Below are 21269 nucleotides of genomic sequence, written 5' to 3' on the forward strand. Positions count from 1 at the left end.
CGAGTTTGATCCGGTATGCGGGCCGGATACCGGATCAAACTCGACCGAATCTGGGGAGCAGGAGCAGGAGCAGGCGCAGGCGCGCGCGGGCGCAGGCGCGCGCGGGCGCAGGCGCAGGCACACCCACGCGCACCCACGCACCCACACAGGCACACCCACCCGCACCCGCACCCCCACCCGCGCTCAGCGCAGAGTCAACGCGGCGCGGTGATGAACAGATCGAGCAGGCCCGGATTGTGCGCGTGGACGAGCACCGCGAACACGACCGCGTCGAACAGCAGGTGCACGGTCACCACGTAGCCGAGCGAGCGGGTGCGCAGGAAGATCATGCCTTGCATGAGCGCGAACGGGATCGTGAGCAGCGGGCCCCACGCCCGGTACCCGAGCTCCCACAGGAACGACACGAACACGACCGCCTGCAGCACGTTCGCGAGCCAGGCCGGGAAGTGGCGCAGCAGCACCGCGAACACGGTGCAGATGAAGAAGAGCTCGTCCCAGATCCCCACCGCGCCGACGCCGATGAACAGCCGCGCGATGAGATCCGGCGTCGTGACGGCCGGCCAGTTCTGGTACACCCCCGAGCTGATGAAGTACGCGGGCAGGATCAGCCAGCCGAGCACGAGCACCGCGGCGAGCCAGCCCCAGTGGAAGACCCCCCAGCGCTGCCCGCCGCGCCACGGAAACCCCGTCGCGCGGTCGCGGAAGACAAAGCGCGACACGAGGTAGGGCACGAGCACCGCACCGCCGAGCGCGAGCGTGAACTGCACCATCGAGACCGTATCGAGCCGGGCGCTCAGGTCGATGGTGCGCACGATCGCGAGCCCGAGCGCCACGAGCGAGAGGTCGCGCAGGAGCGACGGCGGGCGGGCGGCGGGCGGCAGCTCTCGCAGTGCCGCGCGGTCCTCGCTGCCCCGCGGGAGCGGGATCGAGCACTGCCCGCCGCACCCGCCACGGTCGGCGTAGGCCGCCGCGGCGAGGCCGAGCACGAGAAGCACCGTGCCGGCGAACAGGTCTTCGAAGACGAAGAGCGCGGGCGCAGCGAGCACGGTGAGCGACGCCGCGATGAGGTGCCACGGATGGATCCGCGGGCGCGGGCGCGCCGCCTGCCCGCTCAGCCGCTCGTCGATCACGCCCACGCCGTTCAGCGTATCGGCCGCGCCTCCCGATCCGATCAGAAATCGAGAAGTCCGCGCGGCCCGCAGCGCGCTACGCTACCCCCATGAGCGCAGCCGATCACGCCAACCACCCCGCCGATGCCCACGACCGCATCCTTGTGCGCGGCGCCCGCGAGCACAACCTGAAGGACGTGAGCGTCGAGCTCCCGAAGCGCCGGCTCACGGTGTTCACGGGCGTTTCCGGCTCGGGCAAGAGCTCGCTCGTCTTCGCGACGATCGCGGCCGAGTCCCAGCGCCTCATCAACGAGACGTACAGCGCGTTCGTGCAGGGATTCATGCCGTCGCAGTCGCGCCCCGACGTCGACGTGCTCGAGGGCCTCACCACGGCCATCATCGTCGATCAGGAGCGCATGGGCGCGAATCCCCGCTCGACGGTCGGCACGGCGACCGACGTCAACGCGATGCTGCGGATCGTGTTCTCGCGGCTCGGCTCCCCGCGGATCGGCTCGCCCAACGCGTTCTCGTTCAACGTCGCATCCGTGAGCGGCGCGGGCGCGGTGACCCTGCAGAAGGGCGGCAAACAGGTCAAGGAGCGGCGCTCCTTCGAGGTGCTCGGCGGCATGTGCGCCACCTGCGAGGGGCGCGGCACCGTCTCCGACTTCGCGCTCGACCAGCTCTACGACGACACGAAGTCGCTCGCCGACGGCGCGCTCACCGTGCCCGGCTACAGCATGGACGGCTGGTACGGGCGCCTCTTCGGGGCGATGCTCCCGATGGACGTGCCGATCCGCGAGTTCACGGCCGAGCAGCTCGAGACGCTCCTCCACCAGGAGCCCACGAAGATCAAGGTGGACGGCACAAACCTCACCTACGAGGGGCTGATCCCGAAGATCCAGAAGTCGATGCTCGCGAAGGATCGGGAGGCCATGCAGCCGCACGTGCGCGCCTTCGTGGATCGCGCGATCGTCTTCACGCCCTGCCCCGCGTGCGGCGGTACGCGCCTGAACGACTCGGCCCGCTCATCGAAGATCGCGGGCCGCTCGATCGCCGACGTCTGCGCGATGCAGATCAGCGATCTCGCGGAGTGGGTGCGCGGGATCGACGACCCGGGGCTCGCCCCGCTCATCGCGAAGCTCACCGACACGCTCGATTCCTTCGTGCAGATCGGGCTCGGCTACCTGAGCCTCGACCGCCCCACCGGCACGCTCTCGGGCGGCGAGTCGCAGCGGACGAAGATGATCCGGCACCTCGGCTCCCCCATCACGGACGCCACGTACGTCTTCGACGAGCCGTCCATCGGCCTCCATCCGCACGACATCGAGCGGATGAACCAGCTCCTCCTCAAGCTCCGCGACAAGGGCAACACCGTGCTCGTGGTCGAGCACAAGCCCGAGATGATCGCGATCGCCGATCACGTGGTCGACCTCGGCCCGCGCGCCGGATCGGCGGGCGGCGAGATCTGCTTCGAGGGCACCGTCGCGGGGCTGCGGGCGTCCGACACGCTCACCGGGCGCCACCTCGACGACCGCGCCCGTCTGAAGGACGCGGTCCGCTCGGCAACGGGGGCGATCGAGGTGCGGGGCGCGAATCGGCACAATCTGCGCGACGTCGACGTCGACGTGCCGCTCGGCGTGCTCTGCGTCATCACGGGCGTCGCGGGCTCGGGCAAGAGCTCGCTGATCCACGGCTCCGTCTCGAACCGCGAGGGCGTGGTGGCGATCGATCAGGGGGCGATCAAGGGATCGCGCCGCTCCAATCCCGCGACGTACACGGGCCTGCTCGATCCCGTGCGCACCGCCTTCGCGAAGGCCAACGGGGTGAAGCCCGCGCTCTTCAGCGCGAACTCCGAGGGCGCCTGCCCCGAGTGCAAGGGCGCGGGCGTGATCTACACCGATCTCGGGATGATGGCCACCATGGAGAGCGTCTGCCAGGTGTGCGAGGGGCGCCGCTTCAACCAGGACGTGCTCGAGTACACGCTCGGCGGCAAGAACATCGCGGAGGTGCTCGAGCTCAGCATGGCCGACGCGCACGAGTTCTTCAGCGCGGGCGAGGCGCGGATCCCGAAGGCCGCACAGATCCTGGAGCGGCTCACCGACGTGGGGCTCGGCTACCTGACCCTCGGGCAGCCGCTCTCCACGCTCTCGGGCGGCGAGCGCCAGCGGCTGAAGCTCGCGATCCACATGCTCGAGGATGCCGACGTGTACGTACTTGACGAGCCGACGACGGGCCTCCACCTCGCGGACGTCGAGCAGCTGCTCGGCCTCCTCGACCGGCTCGTCGATGCAGGCAAGAGCGTGATCGTGATCGAGCACCACCAGGCGGTCATGGCGCACGCCGACTGGATCATCGACATCGGGCCGGGAGCGGGCCAGCAGGGCGGAACGGTCGTGTTCGAGGGCAGCCCGCGCGAGCTCATCGCGGCGGGCACGACGCTCACGGGGCAGCACCTGGCGCGCTACGTGGCGTAGGGCGGGCGCTCCTCCGGCGCGCCGCCGCTTCCGGGGGCTACTCCAGGCGCTCCTCGGGGCAGCCGTAGCCCTCGCACGGGAGGAGCGGCTCGCGGGGCGTCACGCCCGCGGGGAGGCGGAGCAGTTCGGCGCCGCGCGCGGGGCTCATGATCTGGATCCCCGCGCTCGTCATGATGCGGCGGCTCGCGTCGCAGCTCGGCGCGTACTCGGGCTGCTCGTAGTCGAAGGCCCGGAGCGTCTCGGGCGCGAGCTGCGCCTCCAGCGGAGCCAGGTCTTCCGCGAGCTGCGCCTCGCGCGCGGCAATTTCGGCCTCGAGCTCCGCGCGGCGCTCGGGCGAGAGCGCGTCGAGGATGGCGTCGAGCTGCTCGTCGATCGCCGCGGTGCGCTCGGCGAACGGATCCGCCGCCTCGGGCGGCTGCTCCGCGGAGACGCGCGCCGACACGATCGCGGGGAAAGCGAAGGGCGGGAAATCCGGCCCCCGCACGATGAGGTCGTAACGCACCCCCGACACGAGGTGCACCTGCCGCCCGGCGTCAGCCGAGCACGCGGTCTCCCGCGGCGAGCGGAACGTGCCGCAGTCGGTGCGAATCCGGGGCCCGGCGAGCGAGCGCCCCTTGCCGCGCACGCGCGCCTCCGCGGGATTGCCCACCGTACAGCCGGTGATCGTCTCCTCCGCGAACAGCCCGTTCACGGCTGGGATCCGGAGCAGGGCTGGTATGACCGCGGTAAGGAGCAGCACGCCCGCGAGCCCGAGGACTGCCGTGCGGGTGCGCCGCCCCGAGCGCCGAGGCGCGGGGGTCGGATCGCTGTCCCGGGGCGTCATCCCTGCGGGGCCGAGGGCAGTTCGTTCAGCGCGCGGATGAGCCGGTGCAGCTCTCCCACCGCGCGGCGGCGCGGGGTGAGCACGAGGCGCGGCAGCTCGGGCCGGTCTTCCTCGCCGCGCTCCTCGGGCCGCGCCTCGGCGCGCTCGATCCGGCCCGTCTCGCAGAGGCCGGAGAAGTGCGCGTTCAGGTGGGCGAGCTCCGCGTCGCTGGGCGCGGCCTTCAGCCGCAGCACGAGCTCCGCGTCGAACCAGCGCAGCGAGTCGTAGTTGCGCCAGAACCCCGTTACCTCGGCAACGGCCGCGTCCACCGAGTCGGTGACGAGCACGCGGTCGAGGTCGTCCACCGAGACGAGGCCGTTGGCGGCGAGCTGCTCGGTAACGAAGGCGGCGAAGCCGCGCCAGAACTGCCCGCCGGCGCGGTCGAGGAGCACGATCGGCACGGGGTCCATCTTGCCGGTCTGCTGCAGCGTGAGCAGCTCGAACGTCTCGTCCATCGTGCCGAATCCGCCCGGGAGGCAGATGAAGCCGCTCGATTCCTTCACGAGCATGAGCTTGCGCGTGAAGAAGTACTTCATGGCGACCTGCCGCCCGTCGTCCGCGAGCACGGCGTTCGGCGACTCCTCGAACGGAAGCCGGATCGAGACGCCGAGCGATTGCTCCGCTCCCGCGCCAGTCGCCGCGGCCTCCATGATGCCGGGGCCCGCACCGGTGACCACGAACCAGCCCTGCTCGGCCAGCTCCTCGGCCGCGGTGTGCGCCTGCTCCCAGAGCGGGTCGAGCGACTGCGTGCGCGCCGATCCGAAGATCGTCACCTTCGGCGAGCCCGCGTAGGGCGCGAACAGCTGGAACGCCGCGCGCATCTCCTCGACCGCGGCCGCCGTGATCTTGAGGTCGCGGCGGGCCGTGCCGTCCTGCCCGAGGCCGATGCCCGCTTCGAGGATACGACGCACGAGGGTGCGCTGCGCCCCCGCCCCGCTCTCGGTGATGATCGCGTCGAGCTGCTCGCGCAGCGCGGTCTGCTCGGGCAGCACCGTATGCTCCGCGGGCGCGGCTGGGGTCGGGGTCTCGGCTTCGGTCACGTCTCCAGCCTAGCCGCGGTGCGCGCGGGCGGCACGGACCGCGTCCGGGCTACGCCGTGATGACCTCGGGCGTGCCTGTCTCCGATGCCGGCATCTCGGCGGCGATGCGGTTCGCCTCCTGGATCAGCGTCGCCACGATCTCGCTCTCGGGCACGGTCTTGATGACCTCGCCCTTCACGAAGATCTGGCCCTTGCCGTTGCCCGACGCGACGCCGAGGTCTGCCTCGCGCGCCTCACCGGGGCCGTTCACGACGCAGCCCATCACCGCGACGCGGAGCGGCACGCTCATGCCCTCGAGGCCCTTCGTGACCTGCTCGGCGAGCGTGTAGACGTCGACCTGTGCGCGGCCGCACGAGGGGCAGGAGACGATCTCGAGCTTGCGCTCGCGCAGGTTCAGCGACTGCAGGATCTGCAGGCCGACCTTGACCTCCTCGACGGGGGGCGCGGAGAGCGACACGCGAATCGTGTCGCCGATGCCCTCACCGAGCAGGATGCCGAACGCGGTCGCGCTCTTGATCGTGCCCTGGAAGGCGGGGCCGGCCTCGGTGACGCCGAGGTGGAGGGGCCAGTCGCCGCGCTCGGCGAGCTGACGGTAGGCCTTCACCATGACGATCGGGTCGTTGTGCTTGACCGAGATCTTGAAGTCGTGGAAGTCGTGCTCTTCGAAGAGGGAGGCCTCCCAGACGGCGCTCTCCACGAGCGCCTCGGGCGTGGCCTTGCCGTACTTCTGCAGCAGGCGCGGATCGAGGGATCCCGCGTTCACGCCGATGCGGAGGGAGACGCCCGCCGCCTTCGCGCGCTTGGCGATCTCGCCGACCTGGTCGTCGAACTTCCGGATGTTGCCCGGGTTCACGCGGACCGCGGCGCAGCCGGCGTCGATCGCGGCGTACACGTAGTTCGGCTGGAAGTGAATGTCTGCGATCACCGGGATCTGGCTCTTCATCGCGATGATCGGCAGCGCCTCCGCGTCGTCCCTGCTGGGACACGCGACGCGGACGATATCGCAGCCGGCCGCCGTGAGTTCGGCGATCTGCTGCAGGGTCGCGTTGATATCGGTCGTGGGCGTCGTGGTCATCGACTGCACCGAAACCGGGGCGTTCCCGCCCACCTTTACCGAACCGACCGAGATCTCGCGCGACTTGCGTCGGGGTGCGAGCACCTCGGGGACCTTCGGCATTCCCAAATTGACTGCTGCCACGGGAAAGATTCTAGCCGGGCATCCTGCGAACGCGCTCGGCGCGGCTTCCGCGGGCGCGGCCGATCCTCAGGGAGGACCGGGCGCGTCGCCGGATCAGCCGAACAGCGAGACCGGTTTCACCAGGTCCGCATACACGAGGAGCACCGTCATGGCGCCGAAGACCACGACCATCACGAGCGTCACGGGCACCATCTTCGCGGTGTCGACCGGACCGGGATCGGGCTTGCCGCGGAGCTTCGCGATCCCCCGCTTGATCGCCTCGTAGATCGCGCCGAGCACGTGCCCGCCGTCGAGCGGCATGAGCGGGAGCAGGTTGAACACGAAGAGCGCGATGTTCAGGGAGCCGAGGAGGCCGAGCACGCTCTGCACGCGCGCGGCGACGGGCGCCTCGTCGAGGCTCACGATCTCGCCAGCGAGCCGGCCGACGCCGACGACGCTCATGGGACCGTTGGGGTCGCGCTCGCCCGCGCCGAAGGCTGCGTTCCAGGTGTCGACCATGCGCTGCGGGAGCTGCACGACGATCCCCGCCACGCGAGCGACGTTCTCGCCCACGAAGGCGGGGAGCTCGGTGATCGGCTGGGGAACGTACTCGGAGGCCGGGGTGGCACCCACCATGCCGACGCGCTCGGTGAGCGGTGCGCCGTCGGCGTCGGTGCGCACGCGGCCGTTCTCGTCGACGAGCGCGCGCTCGTTCTCGGCGGGCGTGAGCGATACGGTCTGCGGAGCGCCGTCGCGCAGGATCTCGAGCTGCATGGTCAGCCCCGGGCCCGCCGCGACGCGTGCGCGGAACGCTTCCCAGTCGGTGACGGGCGTGCCGTCGATCGCCACGATCGTGTCCCCGGGGCGGAGGCCCGCGGCCGCGGCGGGGGCCTCGGGGTCTCCCGGAGCGCACTCGGTCGCCGTGCTGTTCGCGGGGCGCAGGCACTCGTTGACGGCGCCGAGCGTGGTGCTCGGCTGCGGGACGCCGAAGCCGACGAGCACGATGCCGAAGAACACGAACGCGAGTACGAGGTTCATGATCGGGCCGCCGAGCATCACGATGATGCGCTTCCAGGCAGGCAGCCGGTAGAAAGCGCGGTGGTCCTCTCCCGCCTCGATCGTCTCCGCGCTCGCGAGGCGCGCGTCGTCCACGAGCCCGGCGAGGCCGCGCCGGATCTCGACGCCCTCGGCACCCTCGGCACTGTCGATTCCGTCGATGCGTTCGGGATCCGTCCCGGGCTTCGCGCGCCCCGTGGGGAGCGGCGCCTCCTCGACGACGGAGTTCAAGAAGCCCGTGGTCGCGGCTCGCGGGGCGTCCCCCGGCTGCTTCGGCGGGTACATGCCGGTCATGGCAATGTATCCGCCGAGCGGGATCGCCTTGACGCCGTACTCGGTCTCGCCCTTCGTGCGCGACCAGAGGGTCTTCCCGAAGCCGATCATGTACTGCGTCACCTTGACGCCGAAGAGCTTGGCGGGGATCAGGTGGCCGATCTCGTGCAGGCCGATGGACACGGCGAGCCCGATCAGCACAATCAGGATTCCGAGCACGTAGAGCAGCACGTCAGTCACGCCCTCAGGCTACTCGTTCCCTCCCGCGACGCGCTGGACGCGGGCCGAGGATTCGCCGCACGCGAGCAGTGAGCACGCACCGGTTCCCCGCGCGAGAGCGCACCCGGGCGTCCCCGATCAGGCGCCGCGGCCGCGGATGACCCGTTCGGCGTGCTCGCGTCCCCAGCGCTCGGCCTCGGCGAGGCTCTCGAGCGTGAGGCGCTCGGGCGCCGTGTGCGCCTCCAGCACGTCGCGCACCGTGTCGACGATGTCGAGGAAGCCGATCCGGCCCTCGTGGAACGCGACGACGGCCTCCTCGTTCGCGGCGTTGTAGACGGCGGGGTAGGTGAGGCGAGCGCGCCCCACCTCCTTCGCGAGCTCCACCGCGGGGAACGCCTCCGAGTCGAGCGGCTCGAACTCCCAGCTCGTCGCGGTGCGCCAGTCGAGCTGGGCTCCCACGTTCGCGAGGCGCTCGGGCCAGGTGAGCCCGAGCGCGATGGGCAGGCGCATGTCGGGCGGCGACGCCTGCGCGATCGTCGAGCCGTCGATGAACTCGACCATGGAGTGCACGATCGACTGCGGGTGCACGACGACCTCGATGCTGCCGTAGGCGACCCCGAACAGCAGGTGCGCCTCGATCACCTCGAGCCCCTTGTTCACGAGCGTCGCCGAGTTGGTCGTGACCATGCGGCCCATGTTCCAGGTGGGGTGCGCGAGCGCCTCGGCGGGGGCCACATCGCGGAGCTGCTCCCGGCTGCGCCCGCGGAACGGACCGCCCGAGGCCGTGAGCACGAGCCGGCGCACCTCGTCGGAGCGGCCGGAGCGCAGCGCCTGCGCGATCGCGGAGTGCTCCGAGTCGACGGGCACGATCTGGCCGGGCGCGGCGATGCCGGTGACGAGGTCGCCGCCCACGATGAGCGACTCCTTGTTGGCGAGCGCGAGGGTGCGGCCCGCTTCGAGCGCCGCGATGGTGGGGCCGAGACCGACCGAGCCCGTGATCCCGTTGAGCACGACGTCGGCGGGCACCTCGCGGATGAGCTGCTCGGCCGCCGCGGCGCCGAGGCCCGTGTGCTCGACGTTGAACTCGTCGGCCTGCTCGGCCATCCGCTCGCCGTTCGACCCGGCGATGAGGCCGACGACCTGGAACCGCTCGGGGTTCTTGCGCACGACGTCGAGCGCCTGCTCCCCGATCGAGCCGGTGGAACCGAGAATGACGATGCGCTTCATGCCCTCCATTCTGCCCGAGACGGCCGCACCCCGCGCCCCGGAATCCGGGGGCGGGGTGCGAACGAGAGGCGCGGGATCATCGCGCCTCGGGGCGGTGCCGTGCTACTCGGCGTGCACGGTCCCGAGGATGTCGAGCACGAAGACCATCACGTCGTCAGGCTCGTAGCCCTTGCTCTTCAGCCACTCGGCACCGTAGCCGCCGTCCTCGGCGGGCACGACGGAGATGACCTGCGAGCCGACCTTCTGGCCCTCAAGCGCCTGCTGGAAGCCGCCGATTACCTCGCTGGTCAAGAAATCTGCGGGCTTGCCGCGGCTCCAGCTCGAGTCGAACTCCTCGCCCGTGCGCCAGATCACGCCGCGGTAGTTCACGTAGACGCGGTCGCCGGGCTCCACGGTCTCCCCGTCGCCCTCGATGAGCGTCGCGATCGAGAGCTTCTCGGGCGCCTCCGCCTCCTTCGGCATCGTGATGGTGGGGGCGCCGTCCTTGTCGAGCTTCACCGTGGGGAAGCCCTGGGGCGCGTCCTTCGCCGTGCCCTCCGCCTTCTTCAGGAGCTCACTCTCGTCGAGCGTGCCGGGGCCGCTGCTCGTCGAGGCGGTCTCCTCGCCGATCTCGCCGAACTCCATGACGAGCACGATCGAGTCTTTCTCGGTGAGATCAGGCACGCCGGTCTGCTCCGGCTTCGTCTCGCCGAACATGTCGGCGTAGGGGGCAACGAGCGCGATCTGCTGGCCGGGCACGGCGCAGCGGATGCCCTCGTAGGCCCAGCCGGTGAGCTTGTCCTTGCCGAACGGCACGGGGGACGCGGGGACCTGCTGCATCTCGGCGCCGTTCGCGCCGTTGAACATCGACATGCTGACGGAGATGGTCTCGCCGTCCTTCACGACGTCGCCCTTCCCCTCGGTCAGCACGGTGCGCTGCATCTCCTTGGCCTGCAGCGGCGTCTTGGCGTCGAGCTTCAGCGAGCTGCCGGTGTCACCGCTCACGGTGACCGCGTCGCTCGCGGCACCGGGGGCGAGGCAGTCGGCGCCGGCGGAGTCGGCGGTGGGGTTCCCACCACCGGCGCAGCCGGACAGGAGCAGCGCGCCCGCGAGGGCGGTGGGCAGAAGTGCGCGGGAGAGTTTCACGAAGCTGGGCGTCCTTTTTCTCGTGCGTCGGGGCCGGGGCGGCCGGGAACCGTTCGAGTATTTCGTACTCCGCTGCCACCCGGCTGGGAACTAGGTGGTGCGCGTTTTCCCGGCGAGCGGGGCGACGCGGGGCGGCAGGAGCGCGCCGGCGGCGCCCGCCGCGGCGAGCACGAGCAGGATCATCGTGGCGAGGTCGCAGCCGATGTAGACGTAGTGCCAGATCGACTGCCCCGGATCCGCCCCCTCGAGGACGAGATCGGTGCGCGCGTTCAGCGGCGGGCGCACGAGCGTGATCTTCGCCACGTAGACGAGGGCGAGCCCGGCCCAGATACCGAGCCGCACGCCCGCGATCCGCGTGGCCACGGGCCAGAAGGAGAGAAGCGTCAGCGCGAGGAGCACGAGCCCCTCGGCCACGTTGAGCGCGGCGAAGACGAGGCGGCCGATCCCGAGCCCGAGCGGGATCGTGATCCCCGGCGCCTGGAACTTGAGCGGGGCCTCGATGAAGGAGATCGCGGCGACGAGCCCGAACCAGAGCACGGGAAGCGCGAGGCGCCACAGCTCGATGCTCACGCGGCGGCGGGCCTGGACGGCCTCGATCCGGCTCTGCTCCTGGGCGCGACCGCGGGTGCGGGATCGACTCATCGGGATGCTCCGTTCTCGGTTCGGGCGGCGAGCGCGGCGGCGTACAGCTCGCGCGAGGAGAGCCCGCTGGCCTCGGCGACGGCCCGGCTCGCGTCCTTCAGGCGCTCGCCCGCGGCCACGCGCTGCTGCACCTCGGCGAGCGCCGCCTCGGGTGACACCTCCGCCTCGGGCGCTCCGCCGACGACGAGGACGATCTCGCCGCGGACGCCCGCAGCGGCCCACTCGGCGAGCTCCGCGAGCGGGCCGCGGCGCACCTCCTCATGGAGCTTCGTGAGCTCGCGGCACACCGCGGCCGGGCGCTCGGACCCGAACGCCGCGGCCAGGTCTGCGAGCGTCGCGGCGAGCCGGGTGGGCGCCTCGAAGAACACGAGCGTGCGCCGCTCGGCCGCGAGCGCCGCGAGCGACCGGCCCCGCTCCCCCGCCTTCCGCGGGAGGAAGCCCTCGAAGGCGAAGCGGTCGGTGGGCAGGCCCGCGACGGCGAGCGCGGTGATGACGGCGCTCGGGCCGGGGATCGCGCTCACGGTGACGCCCGCCTCCGCGGCGAGCTGCACCACGCGGAAACCGGGATCGGAGACCGTCGGCATGCCGGCGTCGCTCACGAGGACGATGTCCTCCGTCGCGGCGCGGGCGACGAGTGCGGCGGCCCGCTCGTGCTCGTTGTGGTCATGAAGCGCGATGAGCTCGGGCCGGTTCTCGATCTCGAGGAGGCGCAGGAGCTGAGCGGTGTGCCGGGTGTCCTCTGCGGCGACGACGGTCGCCGCTTCGAGGGTCTCCCGGAGCCGGACGGAGGCGTCGCCCAGGTTGCCGATGGGGGTGGCCGCGAGCAGGATCATGCTCCCATGCTATTGCCGAGCGCGCCTGCCAGAATGAGGCGCATGAGCGACACGCAGCTGCCCGGCCCGCCCCCGCACCCGTACGCCCAGCCCGAGCCCCCCACCGCGCGGGGCGGCTCGGCCCTCCCGATCGCCGCCATGGCGCTCGGGCTCGTCGGCCTCGTCACGGTGGCCGTCGTGCCCCTGACGTTCGGCGCCTTCGCCTGGCTCGCCGCCGCCGCGGGCGCCGCCGCGGTCGTGACCGGCACGATCGCCCTCGTCCAGCGGCTGCGCCGCGGCCCCGCGCTCGTGGGGCTCGTCTCGGGCGCCGTCGCGGTGATCGCGGCGATCGTCATCGGAGCGCTCGCGCTCGGCGGTGCGAGCCTCGGCGCGCAGGGCGGCGCGGGGCTCGGCGCGACCTCCGAGCAGGGGACCACGGGCGAGCCCGGCGCCACGACCGAGCCCGGCGCGCCCGCCGACGGCTCGGAGGCGGTCACGTGGCCGCGCAACATGGCGAGCGGCGGCCTCGTCTTCCGCGGCGCCGATGCCGGCCTCGTCGAGTCCGCAGCGCCTGCGGCGAGCGCGCTCCCCGAGCCCCGCACGGCGGCCGAGCTCGACGCCCCCGCACTCATCCGCATCTACGTGGACTACCGCTGCCCGTACTGCGCGCGCTTCGAGACGGCGAACGCTGACACGCTCGCCCGCGTGCTTGCGCAGGGCGACGCGGCGGTCGAGGTGACGCCGCTCACCTTCCTCGACCGGGTCTCCGAGGGCAGCTACTACTCCTCGCGCGCCGCGGGCGCGATGGCGTGCATCGCGGATACCCAGCCCGCTGCGGCCTGGCAGGCGAACGCCGCGCTCATGCGCCCGGACGTGCAACCGGCGGAGGGCGGCCCCGGCCTCGACAACGACGGGATCATCGCCGCGATCGAGCAGGATGCTGGCGCGCTGAGCGCCGAAGCGCGCGCGTGCATCACGGAGGAGCGCTTCGTGCCCTTCGCGCAGGCGCTGTCGTCGTGGGCGTTCGCGAACCCCGTGCCGCACGCGGCCGATCCCGAGCTGATGGTCACGGGCACCCCGCTCGTGCTCGTCGACGGCGTGCCGTACCCGGGCGACCCCGCCGACGCCGCGGCGTTCCGCGCGTTCCTCGTGCAGCAGGGCATCGAGGTGCAGTAGTCCGCACCACCGCAGCGGGGGGTGTAGACTCGGTCGGCTATGCAGGATTCGACCCACACTCCCGCTGCTTCCGGCGCCCCGGAGCCCGCCACCACGCTGCTGTCGCGTGTCGGTGCCATGTACTTCCCCATCGCGCTCGTCGCGCGACTCCCCTACGCCATGATGGTGATCGGCGTGCTCACGCTCGTCGTCTCCGCCCGCGGCTCTGTCGAGCTCGGCGGCCTGAACTCCGCGATGGTGGGTCTCGGCGTCGCCTGCTGCGGCCCGCTCATCGGCGCCGCGGCCGATCGCTTCGGCCAGCGCCCCACGCTGCTCATCTCGGGGGCGATCAACGCGGTGTTCCTGGGGCTGCTCGCCTGGGTCGCGTTCAGCGATCTCCCCGTGTGGACCGTATTCCTCGGGTCCTTCCTCGCGGGCGCCTCCGCCCCGCAGCCCTCGCCGATGTCGCGATCGCGCCTCGTGACGATCATCGGCTCCGAGCTGCCGCCGCAGCGCCGCCCGCGCACGCTCTCGACCGTGCTCGCCTACGAGTCCGCGGCGGACGAGGTCATCTTCGTGTTCGGCCCCGTCGCCGTCGGCCTCCTGGCCACCACGCTCGGCGCGTGGGCCCCCATCATCGGCGCGTCCGTGCTGACCCTGATCTTCGTCACCGCGTTCGCGCTCCACCACACGAGCGCGCCGCCCCAGAGCGCGGCCGACCGTGCGGCCACGCTCGCGCCCGCCTCCGAGCTGCTCCGCCCGCAGCTGCTCGTCACGGTGCTCGGCATCGTCGCGGTCGGCCTCTTCTTCGGTTCCATGCTCACGTCGCTCACGGCCTTCATGCAGGATCGCGGCGCCGCGGAGCAGGCTGGGCTCATCTACGGGATCATGGGCATCGGCTCCGCGGTCTTCGCGATCGCCGTGGCGTTCCTGCCGCCGCGTTTCGCGCTCCGTGCGCGCTGGCCCGTCTTCGCCCTCTGCATCCTCGCGGGCGCACTGCTGTTGCAGACCTCGCACGATCTCCCCCGGATGCTCCTGAGCCTCGCGCTCATGGGCGTGGGCGTCGGCCCCCTCCTCGTGACGCTCTACAGCTTCGGCGCGCAGCGCAGCCCGGTGGGGCGCTCGGCGACCGTGATGACGATGCTCGGCTCGGGGCTCATGGTGGGCCAGTCGGCGGCCGCCGCGATCACGGGCAGCATCGCGGACCGCGTCGGCACCCCTGCGGCGCTCCTCATGCCGCTCGGCGCAGCCGTCATCGCGCTCATCGCGGGCGGGATCAACTGGGTGCTCACCGGCCCCGCGCCCCGCCCCGCCGCGGCGAGCGGCGCGGAATAGTCGCGCCGCACCCACTGTTGGAGACTTCGAAGCCCCCACCGGCTCGGAGCGGTGGAAGAATGGAGACCATGTCTGCTCGTGCGTTCACCCCCGCGGAGGTCGCTGACCTGCGCGCCGCGTTCCCGTACTTCGCCGCCCAGGACCGCCAGGGCGGCGGCCCCGCCTATCTCGACTCCGCGGCCACCGCCCAGCGCCCCGCCGCGGTGCTCGACGCGGAGCGGCGATTCCTCGAGACCGCGAACGCGGCCGTGCACCGCGGCACGAGCGGCGCGGTCGGCGAGGCGACGATGGCGTTCGAGGGCGCACGCGCCGCGGTCGCCGCATTCGTCGGCGCCGCGACTCCCGAGCAGATCGTGTGGGCCGAGAACGCGACCGACGCGCTCAACATCGTGGCACTCGGGATCGGCGAGGCGAACGCGGGGCTCGGTGTCGCCGGGAGCGAGCGCTTCGCGCTCGGATCGGGCGACGAGATCCTCATCACCGAGGCGGAGCACCACGCGAACCTCATCCCCTGGCAGCGACTCGCCGCGAAGACCGGGGCGACGCTCCGCTTCATCCCCGTGCGGGAGGACGGCACGTGGACGCTCGACGACGCGCGGGCGGCCCTCACGGAGCGCACCAGGATCTTCGCCTTCGCGCACGTCTCGAACGTCACGGGGTACGTCGCCCCCGTCGCCGAGCTCGTCGAGCTCGCGCGGGCCGTCGGCGCGGTGACCGTGCTCGACGCCTGCCAGTCGGTGCCGCACCTCCCCGTCGACTTCACGGCGCTCGGCGTCGACTTCGCGGCGTTCTCGGGCCACAAGATGCTCGGGCCGAACGGCATCGGCGTGCTCTACGGCCGCCCCGAGATGCTCGACGCCCTGCCCCCGGCGCGCACGGGCGGTTCCGCGATCACCCGGGTGACGATGGAGCGGGCCGAGTTCATGCCGCCGCCCCTCCGCTTCGAGCCGGGCACGCAGCCCGTCTCGCAGGTGGTCGGCCTCGGCGCGGCCGTCGCGTTCCTCGAGCAGGCAGACATGGCGCGCGTCGCTGCGCGCGAGCACGAGCTCGTCGAGCGCCTTGTCGCCGGGATCGCCGATACCCCGGGGCTCCGCCTGCTCGGTCCGAGCGACCCTGCGCAGCGCGTCGCCCTCGCGGCGGTCTCCGTCGAGGGCGTCCACGCGCACGACGTCGGCCAGTTCCTCGACGAGCAGGGCGTGCTCGTGCGCGTGGGCCACCACTGCGCGCAGCCCCTGCACCGCGCGCTCGGCATCACGTCGAGCTCGCGCGCCAGCGTGCACCTGACCACCACCGAGGACGAGGTCGATCGCTTCCTCGACGCGCTCCGCGGCGCCCAGCGGTACTTCGGAGCGGAGGTGTCGGCGTGAGCGCGCTCGACGGACTGTACCAGGAGCTGATTCTCGATCACTCGAAGCGTCCCATCGGCAAGGGCGAACTCTCGCCTGCGGAGGGCGCGCTGACGGCCTCGCATCACGAGTTCAACCCGAGCTGCGGCGATGAGATCGACCTCTCGATCTCGGTGGATCCCGAGACCGGCACGATCTCGGAGCTCGCCTGGCAGGGCCAGGGCTGCTCGATCTCGATGGCCTCCGCCTCGATCCTCTCCCAGCTCGTACGCGACGAGCAGCTCTCGATGGAGGACGCCCGCGCCCGCATCGACGCCTTCCGGAGCATGATCCAGGCCCGCGGCGCCGAGGAGCCCGACGAGGAGCTGTTGGGCGACGCGGTCGCGCTGCAGGGCGTCGCGAAGTTCGTGATGCGCGTGAAGTGCGCGATGCTCGGCTGGGTCGCGCTCGAAGCGGATCTCGCGCAGGTCGAGGCGCAGCGCACGGCGTAGCGCCGAGCGCCCGATGGGACAGGGGAGCAGGATGACGACGATCGAGATCACCCCCGAAAGCTCCGTGGCCGACGTCTCCCGCGCGCTCGCCGCGCTCGAGGATCCGAAGGCGCGCGCGATCAACGAGCGCCACGGCGACGATCACGGGGTCAACCTCACGAAGCTGCGCGCGATCGCGAAGCAGCTGAAGCGGAACCCCGTCCTCGCGCGTGAACTGTGGGCGACGGGCGGCTCCCCGGAGCGCCTCGTCGCGCTGCTGCTCAGCCGCCCGAAGGATTTCTCCGCCGACGAGCTCGACGCCATGCTGCGCGAGTCCCGGATCCCCAAGGTGCGCGACTGGCTGGTGAACTCCATCGTGAAGAAGAGCCCGCACGCCGAGGAGCTGCGCGTGCGTTGGTTCGACTCCCCTGAGCCGCTCCTCGCGGGCTCGGCCTGGGCGCTCACCTCGGATCGGGTGGTGAAGCGGCCCGAGGGGCTCGATCTCACGGCGCTGCTCGACCAGATCGAGCGCGAGATGGGCGCGGCGCCCGAGTCGCTCCAGTGGGCGATGAACGAGTGCCTCGCGCAGATCGGGATCACGAACGCAGAGCTGCGGCCGCGCGCGATCGACATCGGCGAGCGGCTGCAGGTGCTCGCCGACTATCCGACGCCACCCGGCTGCGTGTCGCCCTTCGCGCCGATCTGGATCACCGAGATGGTGTCCCGCCAGAAGTAGCGCGCCGGGTCACCCGGCGCGGCCCCCGGCCACGCGGCTGACGAGCTCGCCCGTCGGCCCGCCCGAGGCGAGCCGGTCCGCGATCTCGCGGATGAGCGCCTGCAGCGCGGCTCCCGAGGGCGTGGGCGCCATGTCCGAGCGCCGGGCGAGGCTCACCGTGCGGGTGAGCTCGCTGCCCGCGAGCGGGGTGGCCCGGAGCTTCGGGCGGTCGACCGCGACCATGGCGGGCACCACGGCCACACCGATCCCGCGCTCCGCGAAGCGCAGCGCCGCGTCCATCTCGACCCCCTCGACCGCGACGACCGGGGTGAGCCCGGCGGCGCGGTAGGCGACGTCCATCGCGACGCGGAGGTCGTAGTTCTCCGGGAACGCGATCTGCGGCACCGCGGCGAGCTCCGCGAGGGGCACGGCGCGGCCGGGGCGCCGCGAGCCGCCCGCGAACGGGTCGGGCAGGTGCGCCGCGGAGACCGCGACGAGGCGCTCGCTCAGGATCGGTTCGCGTTCGAGCACGGCCCGCGCCTCCCCCGCTGCGACGCTCGTGACGATGAGCGCGAGATCGAGCCCGCCCTCGACGAGCGCCCCGATGAGGGTCCGCGAGCCGCGCTCGAGGATCTCGATGTCGATCCCGGGGTAGCGCGCGTGGAACTCGGCGATCACGTCGACGACGAGGCTCGTGCAGAGCGTGGGCGTGGCGCCCAGCCGGATCCGGCCCCGTTTGAGGCCGGCGAGCTCGGCCATCTCGCTGCGGGCAGTGTCGGCGTCGGCGAGCATGCGGCGGGCGAGCGGGAGCAGCCGCTCCCCCGCCCCCGTGAGAGCGATGTTGCCGCGCACCCTGTGAAACAGCTCGACGCCGAGCTCGCGTTCGAGGCTCGCGATCTGCCGGCTCAGCGAGGGCTGCGCCAGGTGCAGCTGCTCGGCGGCCCGCGTGAAATGGCCGGTCGTGGCGATTTCCGCGAAGCCGCGGAGCTGCTCGAGATTCATGTCGATAGCTTAATCGCATCGTGGCAATCCGGTCTATTCATTGGAGTAATCATGATGCGCTCCCTAGCGTGGTCCGCATGACTTCCACGACCAGTTCTCACCGCACCGAGCGCCTGCTCTCCACCTCCGTCCTCGTGATCGGCACGGGCGGCGCCGGCCTCCGCGCCTCGATCGAGCTCGCCGAGCGCGGCGTCCAGGTGCTCGCCGTCGGCAAGCGCCGAGCGCACGACGCGCACACGACCCTCGCCGCGGGCGGCATCAACGCCGCGCTCGGCACGATGGATCCCGAGGACAGCTGGGAGCAACACGCGGCGGACACCCTGCGCGAGTCGTACTTCCTCGCCGATCCCGCGATCGTCGAGGTGGTCACCCGCGGCGCGGCCGAGGGGATCGCCGACCTCGAACGCTGGGGCATGCCCTTCGCCCGCGAGGAGGACGGCCGGATCAGCCAGCGCTTCTTCGGCGCGCACAAGTACCGCCGCACCGCGTACGCCGGCGACTACACGGGCCTCGAGATCCAGCGCACGCTCATGCGGCGGGCGGCGGAGCTCCAGGTGCCGATCGTCGACACGATCTACATCACCCGGCTCCTCACGAGCGCGGGCCGCATCTTCGGCGCCTACGGCTTCGACATCGTCGACGGCACCCCCGTGCAGATCAACGCCGACGCCGTGATCCTCGCCGCGGGCGGGCACACCCGGATCTGGCGCAACACCTCGTCGCGCCGCGATGAGAACACGGGCGACTCGTTCCGCCTCGCGGCGCTCGCGGGCGGCAAGATCCGCGATGCCGAGCTCGTGCAGTTCCATCCCTCGGGCATCCTCGAGCCCGCTGAGGCCGCCGGTCTGCTCGTCTCGGAGGCCGCGCGCGGCGAGGGCGGCATCCTCCGCAACGCGCTCGGCGAGCGCTACATGGAGAAGTACGATCCGGAGCGCATGGAGCTGTCCACGCGCGACCGCGTCGCCCTCGCGAGCTACACCGAGATCATCGAGGGGCGCGGCACGACGAACGGCGGCGTGTACCTCGACGTCTCGCACCTCCCCCGCGAGCAGATCCTCTCGAAGCTGCCCCGCGTGTACCGCAATCTCATCGATCTCCAGATGCTCGACATCACGGAGGAGCCGATCGAGATCGCCCCGACCGCGCACTACTCGATGGGCGGCGTCTGGGTGCGCCCCGAGGATCACGGCACGGGCGTCGACGGCCTCTACGCGATCGGCGAGGCGTCGAGCGGACTCCACGGCGCGAACCGCCTGGGTGGGAACTCGCTCATCGAGCTGCTCGTTTACGGCCGCATCACGGGAACCGACGCCGCCGAGTACGTGAGCGGGATCACCGAGGTGCACCGCGATCCCGCAGCCGTCGCCGAGGCCCGCGCCGAGATGACCGGTCTGCTCGAGGGCACGGGGACCGAGAGCCCGCGCCGACTGCAGCGTGCGCTGCGCGACCTCATGACCGAGCACGCGGGCGTGGTGCGCAGCGAGGCGGGGCTCCGCGCGGGCCTCGAGAAGCTCGCCGCCATCGAGGAACGCGTGGCGAACGTCACCGCGCACCCGGACATCGCGGGCTTCGACGACCTCGCGCACGCGTTCGACCTCTACGGCTCGATCCTCGCCGCGCGCGCCACGCTCGAGTGCGCGCTCGAGCGCCGCGAGACCCGCGGCTGCCACAACCGCTCGGACTTCCCGGAGACGAGCGCGGAGCTGCGCGGCAACTTCGTGTGGACCCCGCAGGGCGGCGTCGAGTTCGAGCCGCTGCCCGAGGCCCCCGAGTCGTTCCGCGAGCTCGCCTACGCCGATGCAGACGATTCGGTGGCGGGCAAGCTCGTCGAGTAACCGCGCTCCGGGCCCCGCTCACACTGCCCGCTTCCACCCCCTTGGTGCGGAAGCGGGCAGTCGTCTGTGGACAGCGCCCCGCCCCTCGCGGTTCGGACGCAGGATCAGGGCATGACCGCTCACCTCGATCCTCACGTCCCCTCGGAGCCGCTCGTGCTCCGCTGCCGCTCCACCGGCGAGTTCCTCGCCGCCCTGCCCCATCTGCTCGGCTTCACCCCGCGCAACAGTCTCGTCGGGGTCCTCTTCGCGGGTTCGCGCTCCCGCCAGGCCTTCCGCATCGATCTCCCTCCCGCCGACCGGCCCGAGCTCCTCGGCCCCGTGCTCGACACGTTCTGCGCGGCGCTCGGCTCGCTCGAATCACTCGATGCGCGTGAGTCACGTGACCCGCTCGAACCGCCGGGGCCTCCCGAGGTGCCGGAGCCGCGCGGCGCGCGAGCGCCGGGTCCCCGCGCCAATTCCGAGCTCAGCGTCGGCATCGCGATCATCACCGATGCGCGCTTCCACAACGGATCCCCGCCCTGGCCCCGCCTCGCCGCCGGGCTCCGCGCTCGCGTGCCGCGCACGGGCGTCGCCGTGCGCGAGCTCTGCTGCGTGGCCGCCGACGGGTGGAGCAGCTCCTTCGAGCCGGGAGCCGCGGCCGCCCGGCGCCCGCTCGCCGAGCTCGCGCAGCACCCGCTCGCCCTCGCGGCGGCCGTGCGCCTGGGGGCCGTGCGCGAGCAGGCGAAGCTCGGGGAGATCCCGGAGCCGGATCCCGAGCGCGCCCGCGCGGTCGTCGCGGCGCTCGCCGGCGTCGACGCGTCCCGGGCGGCCGAGCACGCCGATCCCCCGCTCGGCGATGCGCTCTGGCTGCGCCGGGCCGATGCGCACGCCCGCGCGCTCACCGGAATGGGGCCGCTCTCCCCGCGGCGCACGGCCGCGCTCATCGCCGAACTCGGCGACCACCGGGTCTGGACGGTCGTGGCCCTCGGCATCCTGACCCGCCCCACGGTCTCGCAGGAGGCATTCCCGGGCGGGCGCACCGAGCGGGAGTTCGCCGCGCTGCCCGCGGCTCGCGACCAGCCCGGTCCCCGAGGCGCGACGGGATGGTCGACGCACCGCACGCTTGCGCTGCTCTCCCCCGCCTTCACCGATCGCGCGCGGCTCCTGCCCGTGCGTGCTCGGCTCACCGAGGCGCTCTCCGAGTGTCCGGAGGAGCGGCGTGCGCCGCTCCTCACGCTGAGCGCCTGGTGCTGGTGGCTCGCGGGGCTCCAGAGCGTCGCCGAGCACCAGCTCGCGGCGGCACGAGCGCTGCAGCCGGGAGGCGCGCTCATCGGCGTGCTCACCGATCTGATCTCGGTGCCCAGCCACATCCTGCGCGACTGGGCCGTGCCGCCCGCGGACGCGGCATGACCCGGC

18 protein-coding genes are annotated in these 21269 nt (G+C 72.2%); 8 read left to right on the forward strand and 10 right to left on the reverse strand.

Annotated features, from left to right (window positions below; all coding sequences use genetic code 11):
* Positions 1 to 194 precede the first annotated feature (194 nt).
* On the reverse strand, positions 195 to 1127 hold the full coding sequence (locus U874_RS0102935) for a CPBP family intramembrane glutamic endopeptidase (protein WP_369802343.1): 933 nt from the start codon (positions 1125 to 1127) through the stop codon (positions 195 to 197).
* A 92-nt stretch (positions 1128 to 1219) separates the two neighbouring features.
* Here U874_RS0102935 and U874_RS0102940 point away from each other — a divergent pair, with 92 nt between their 5' ends.
* Positions 1220 to 3583 (forward strand): excinuclease ABC subunit UvrA, encoded by a 2364-nt coding sequence (locus tag U874_RS0102940; RefSeq protein ID WP_025133057.1) that lies wholly within the window; start codon positions 1220 to 1222, stop codon positions 3581 to 3583.
* A gap of 37 nt (positions 3584 to 3620) precedes the next feature.
* On the opposite strand, the gene U874_RS0102945 is transcribed toward U874_RS0102940, so the two are convergent.
* The 8 genes from U874_RS0102945 to rsmI all read right to left on the reverse strand — a co-directional run bounded on the left by U874_RS0102945 (position 3621) and on the right by rsmI (position 12037).
* Positions 3621 to 4406, reverse strand: coding sequence for a hypothetical protein (locus U874_RS0102945; RefSeq protein ID WP_025133058.1), 786 nt, complete (start codon positions 4404 to 4406; stop codon positions 3621 to 3623).
* Positions 4403 to 5437, reverse strand: coding sequence for a TIGR00730 family Rossman fold protein (locus U874_RS0102950; RefSeq protein ID WP_025133059.1), 1035 nt, complete (start codon positions 5435 to 5437; stop codon positions 4403 to 4405). The genes U874_RS0102945 and U874_RS0102950 overlap by 4 nt, the downstream gene beginning before the upstream one ends.
* A 97-nt stretch (positions 5438 to 5534) precedes the next feature.
* The gene (ispG, locus tag U874_RS0102955; protein WP_198525805.1) at positions 5535 to 6683 is read right to left on the reverse strand and encodes a flavodoxin-dependent (E)-4-hydroxy-3-methylbut-2-enyl-diphosphate synthase; all 1149 of its coding nucleotides are present in this window, start codon (positions 6681 to 6683) and stop codon (positions 5535 to 5537) included.
* Positions 6684 to 6776: 93 nt separating this feature from the next.
* The gene (locus U874_RS0102960) at positions 6777 to 8231 is read right to left on the reverse strand and encodes an RIP metalloprotease (protein WP_025133061.1); all 1455 of its coding nucleotides are present in this window, start codon (positions 8229 to 8231) and stop codon (positions 6777 to 6779) included.
* Between the two features lie 117 nt (positions 8232 to 8348).
* Positions 8349 to 9437: a 1-deoxy-D-xylulose-5-phosphate reductoisomerase gene (locus U874_RS0102965; RefSeq protein WP_025133062.1), complete on the reverse strand. Its 1089-nt coding sequence runs from the start codon at positions 9435 to 9437 to the stop codon at positions 8349 to 8351.
* Positions 9438 to 9539: 102 nt separating this feature from the next.
* On the reverse strand, positions 9540 to 10562 hold the full coding sequence (locus U874_RS0102970; RefSeq protein WP_025133063.1) for an FKBP-type peptidyl-prolyl cis-trans isomerase: 1023 nt from the start codon (positions 10560 to 10562) through the stop codon (positions 9540 to 9542).
* Between the two features lie 90 nt (positions 10563 to 10652).
* Entirely contained in the window at positions 10653 to 11204 is a 552-nt protein-coding gene (locus tag U874_RS0102975) for a hypothetical protein (protein WP_025133064.1), read from the reverse strand.
* Positions 11201 to 12037 (reverse strand): 16S rRNA (cytidine(1402)-2'-O)-methyltransferase, encoded by an 837-nt coding sequence (gene rsmI, locus U874_RS0102980; RefSeq protein WP_025133065.1) that lies wholly within the window; start codon positions 12035 to 12037, stop codon positions 11201 to 11203. The genes U874_RS0102975 and rsmI overlap by 4 nt, the downstream gene beginning before the upstream one ends.
* A 42-nt stretch (positions 12038 to 12079) precedes the next feature.
* On the opposite strand from rsmI, the gene U874_RS14635 reads away from it, so the two are divergent.
* Genes U874_RS14635 through U874_RS0103005 form a run of 5 tightly spaced genes read left to right on the forward strand, consistent with a single transcriptional unit; the run spans position 12080 to position 17058 of the window.
* Entirely contained in the window at positions 12080 to 13192 is a 1113-nt protein-coding gene (locus U874_RS14635) for a thioredoxin domain-containing protein (protein ID WP_025133066.1), read from the forward strand.
* 39 nt (positions 13193 to 13231) lie between these two features.
* Positions 13232 to 14506: an MFS transporter gene (locus U874_RS0102990; RefSeq protein WP_025133067.1), complete on the forward strand. Its 1275-nt coding sequence runs from the start codon at positions 13232 to 13234 to the stop codon at positions 14504 to 14506.
* A 59-nt stretch (positions 14507 to 14565) separates the two neighbouring features.
* A complete protein-coding gene (locus U874_RS0102995; protein ID WP_025133068.1) occupies positions 14566 to 15873 on the forward strand; it encodes an aminotransferase class V-fold PLP-dependent enzyme in 1308 nt (435 codons plus the stop codon).
* Positions 15870 to 16343, forward strand: a complete 474-nt coding sequence (gene sufU, locus U874_RS0103000) for a Fe-S cluster assembly sulfur transfer protein SufU (RefSeq protein WP_025133069.1) — start codon at positions 15870 to 15872, stop codon at positions 16341 to 16343. The genes U874_RS0102995 and sufU overlap by 4 nt, the downstream gene beginning before the upstream one ends.
* A 31-nt stretch (positions 16344 to 16374) precedes the next feature.
* Positions 16375 to 17058 carry a DNA alkylation repair protein gene (locus U874_RS0103005; RefSeq protein WP_025133070.1) on the forward strand — a complete coding sequence of 228 codons (684 nt, stop codon included), beginning with the start codon at positions 16375 to 16377 and terminating at the stop codon, positions 17056 to 17058.
* Between the two features lie 9 nt (positions 17059 to 17067).
* On the opposite strand, the gene U874_RS0103010 is transcribed toward U874_RS0103005, so the two are convergent.
* Entirely contained in the window at positions 17068 to 18039 is a 972-nt protein-coding gene (locus tag U874_RS0103010) for a LysR family transcriptional regulator (protein ID WP_025133071.1), read from the reverse strand.
* A 77-nt stretch (positions 18040 to 18116) separates the two neighbouring features.
* Here U874_RS0103010 and U874_RS0103015 point away from each other — a divergent pair, with 77 nt between their 5' ends.
* Complete coding sequence (locus tag U874_RS0103015; protein WP_025133072.1) at positions 18117 to 19874, forward strand: FAD-binding protein; 1758 nt, start codon at positions 18117 to 18119, stop codon at positions 19872 to 19874.
* Positions 19875 to 19985: 111 nt separating this feature from the next.
* The gene (locus U874_RS0103020) at positions 19986 to 21263 is read left to right on the forward strand and encodes a DUF4192 family protein (RefSeq protein WP_025133073.1); all 1278 of its coding nucleotides are present in this window, start codon (positions 19986 to 19988) and stop codon (positions 21261 to 21263) included.
* The last annotated feature ends 6 nt before the right edge of the window (positions 21264 to 21269 follow it).

It is taken from the genome of Leucobacter sp. PH1c, assembly GCF_000633415.1.
Taxonomy (GTDB): domain Bacteria; phylum Actinomycetota; class Actinomycetes; order Actinomycetales; family Microbacteriaceae; genus Leucobacter.

Coding starts and splice junctions, on each gene's coding strand:
- U874_RS0103010 (WP_025133071.1), bottom strand. CDS start 18,039: ATGAATCTCGAGCAGCTCCGCGGCTTCGCGGAAATCGCCACGACCGGC.
- U874_RS0102945 (WP_025133058.1), bottom strand. CDS start 4,406: ATGACGCCCCGGGACAGCGATCCGACCCCCGCGCCTCGGCGCTCGGGG.
- U874_RS0102975 (WP_025133064.1), bottom strand. CDS start 11,204: ATGAGTCGATCCCGCACCCGCGGTCGCGCCCAGGAGCAGAGCCGGATC.
- U874_RS0102940 (WP_025133057.1), top strand. CDS start 1,220: ATGAGCGCAGCCGATCACGCCAACCACCCCGCCGATGCCCACGACCGC.
- U874_RS0103015 (WP_025133072.1), top strand. CDS start 18,117: ATGACTTCCACGACCAGTTCTCACCGCACCGAGCGCCTGCTCTCCACC.
- U874_RS0102995 (WP_025133068.1), top strand. CDS start 14,566: ATGGAGACCATGTCTGCTCGTGCGTTCACCCCCGCGGAGGTCGCTGAC.
- U874_RS0103020 (WP_025133073.1), top strand. CDS start 19,986: ATGACCGCTCACCTCGATCCTCACGTCCCCTCGGAGCCGCTCGTGCTC.
- U874_RS14635 (WP_025133066.1), top strand. CDS start 12,080: ATGAGCGACACGCAGCTGCCCGGCCCGCCCCCGCACCCGTACGCCCAG.
- U874_RS0103005 (WP_025133070.1), top strand. CDS start 16,375: ATGACGACGATCGAGATCACCCCCGAAAGCTCCGTGGCCGACGTCTCC.
- rsmI (WP_025133065.1), bottom strand. CDS start 12,037: ATGATCCTGCTCGCGGCCACCCCCATCGGCAACCTGGGCGACGCCTCC.
- U874_RS0102965 (WP_025133062.1), bottom strand. CDS start 9,437: ATGAAGCGCATCGTCATTCTCGGTTCCACCGGCTCGATCGGGGAGCAG.
- U874_RS0102990 (WP_025133067.1), top strand. CDS start 13,232: ATGCAGGATTCGACCCACACTCCCGCTGCTTCCGGCGCCCCGGAGCCC.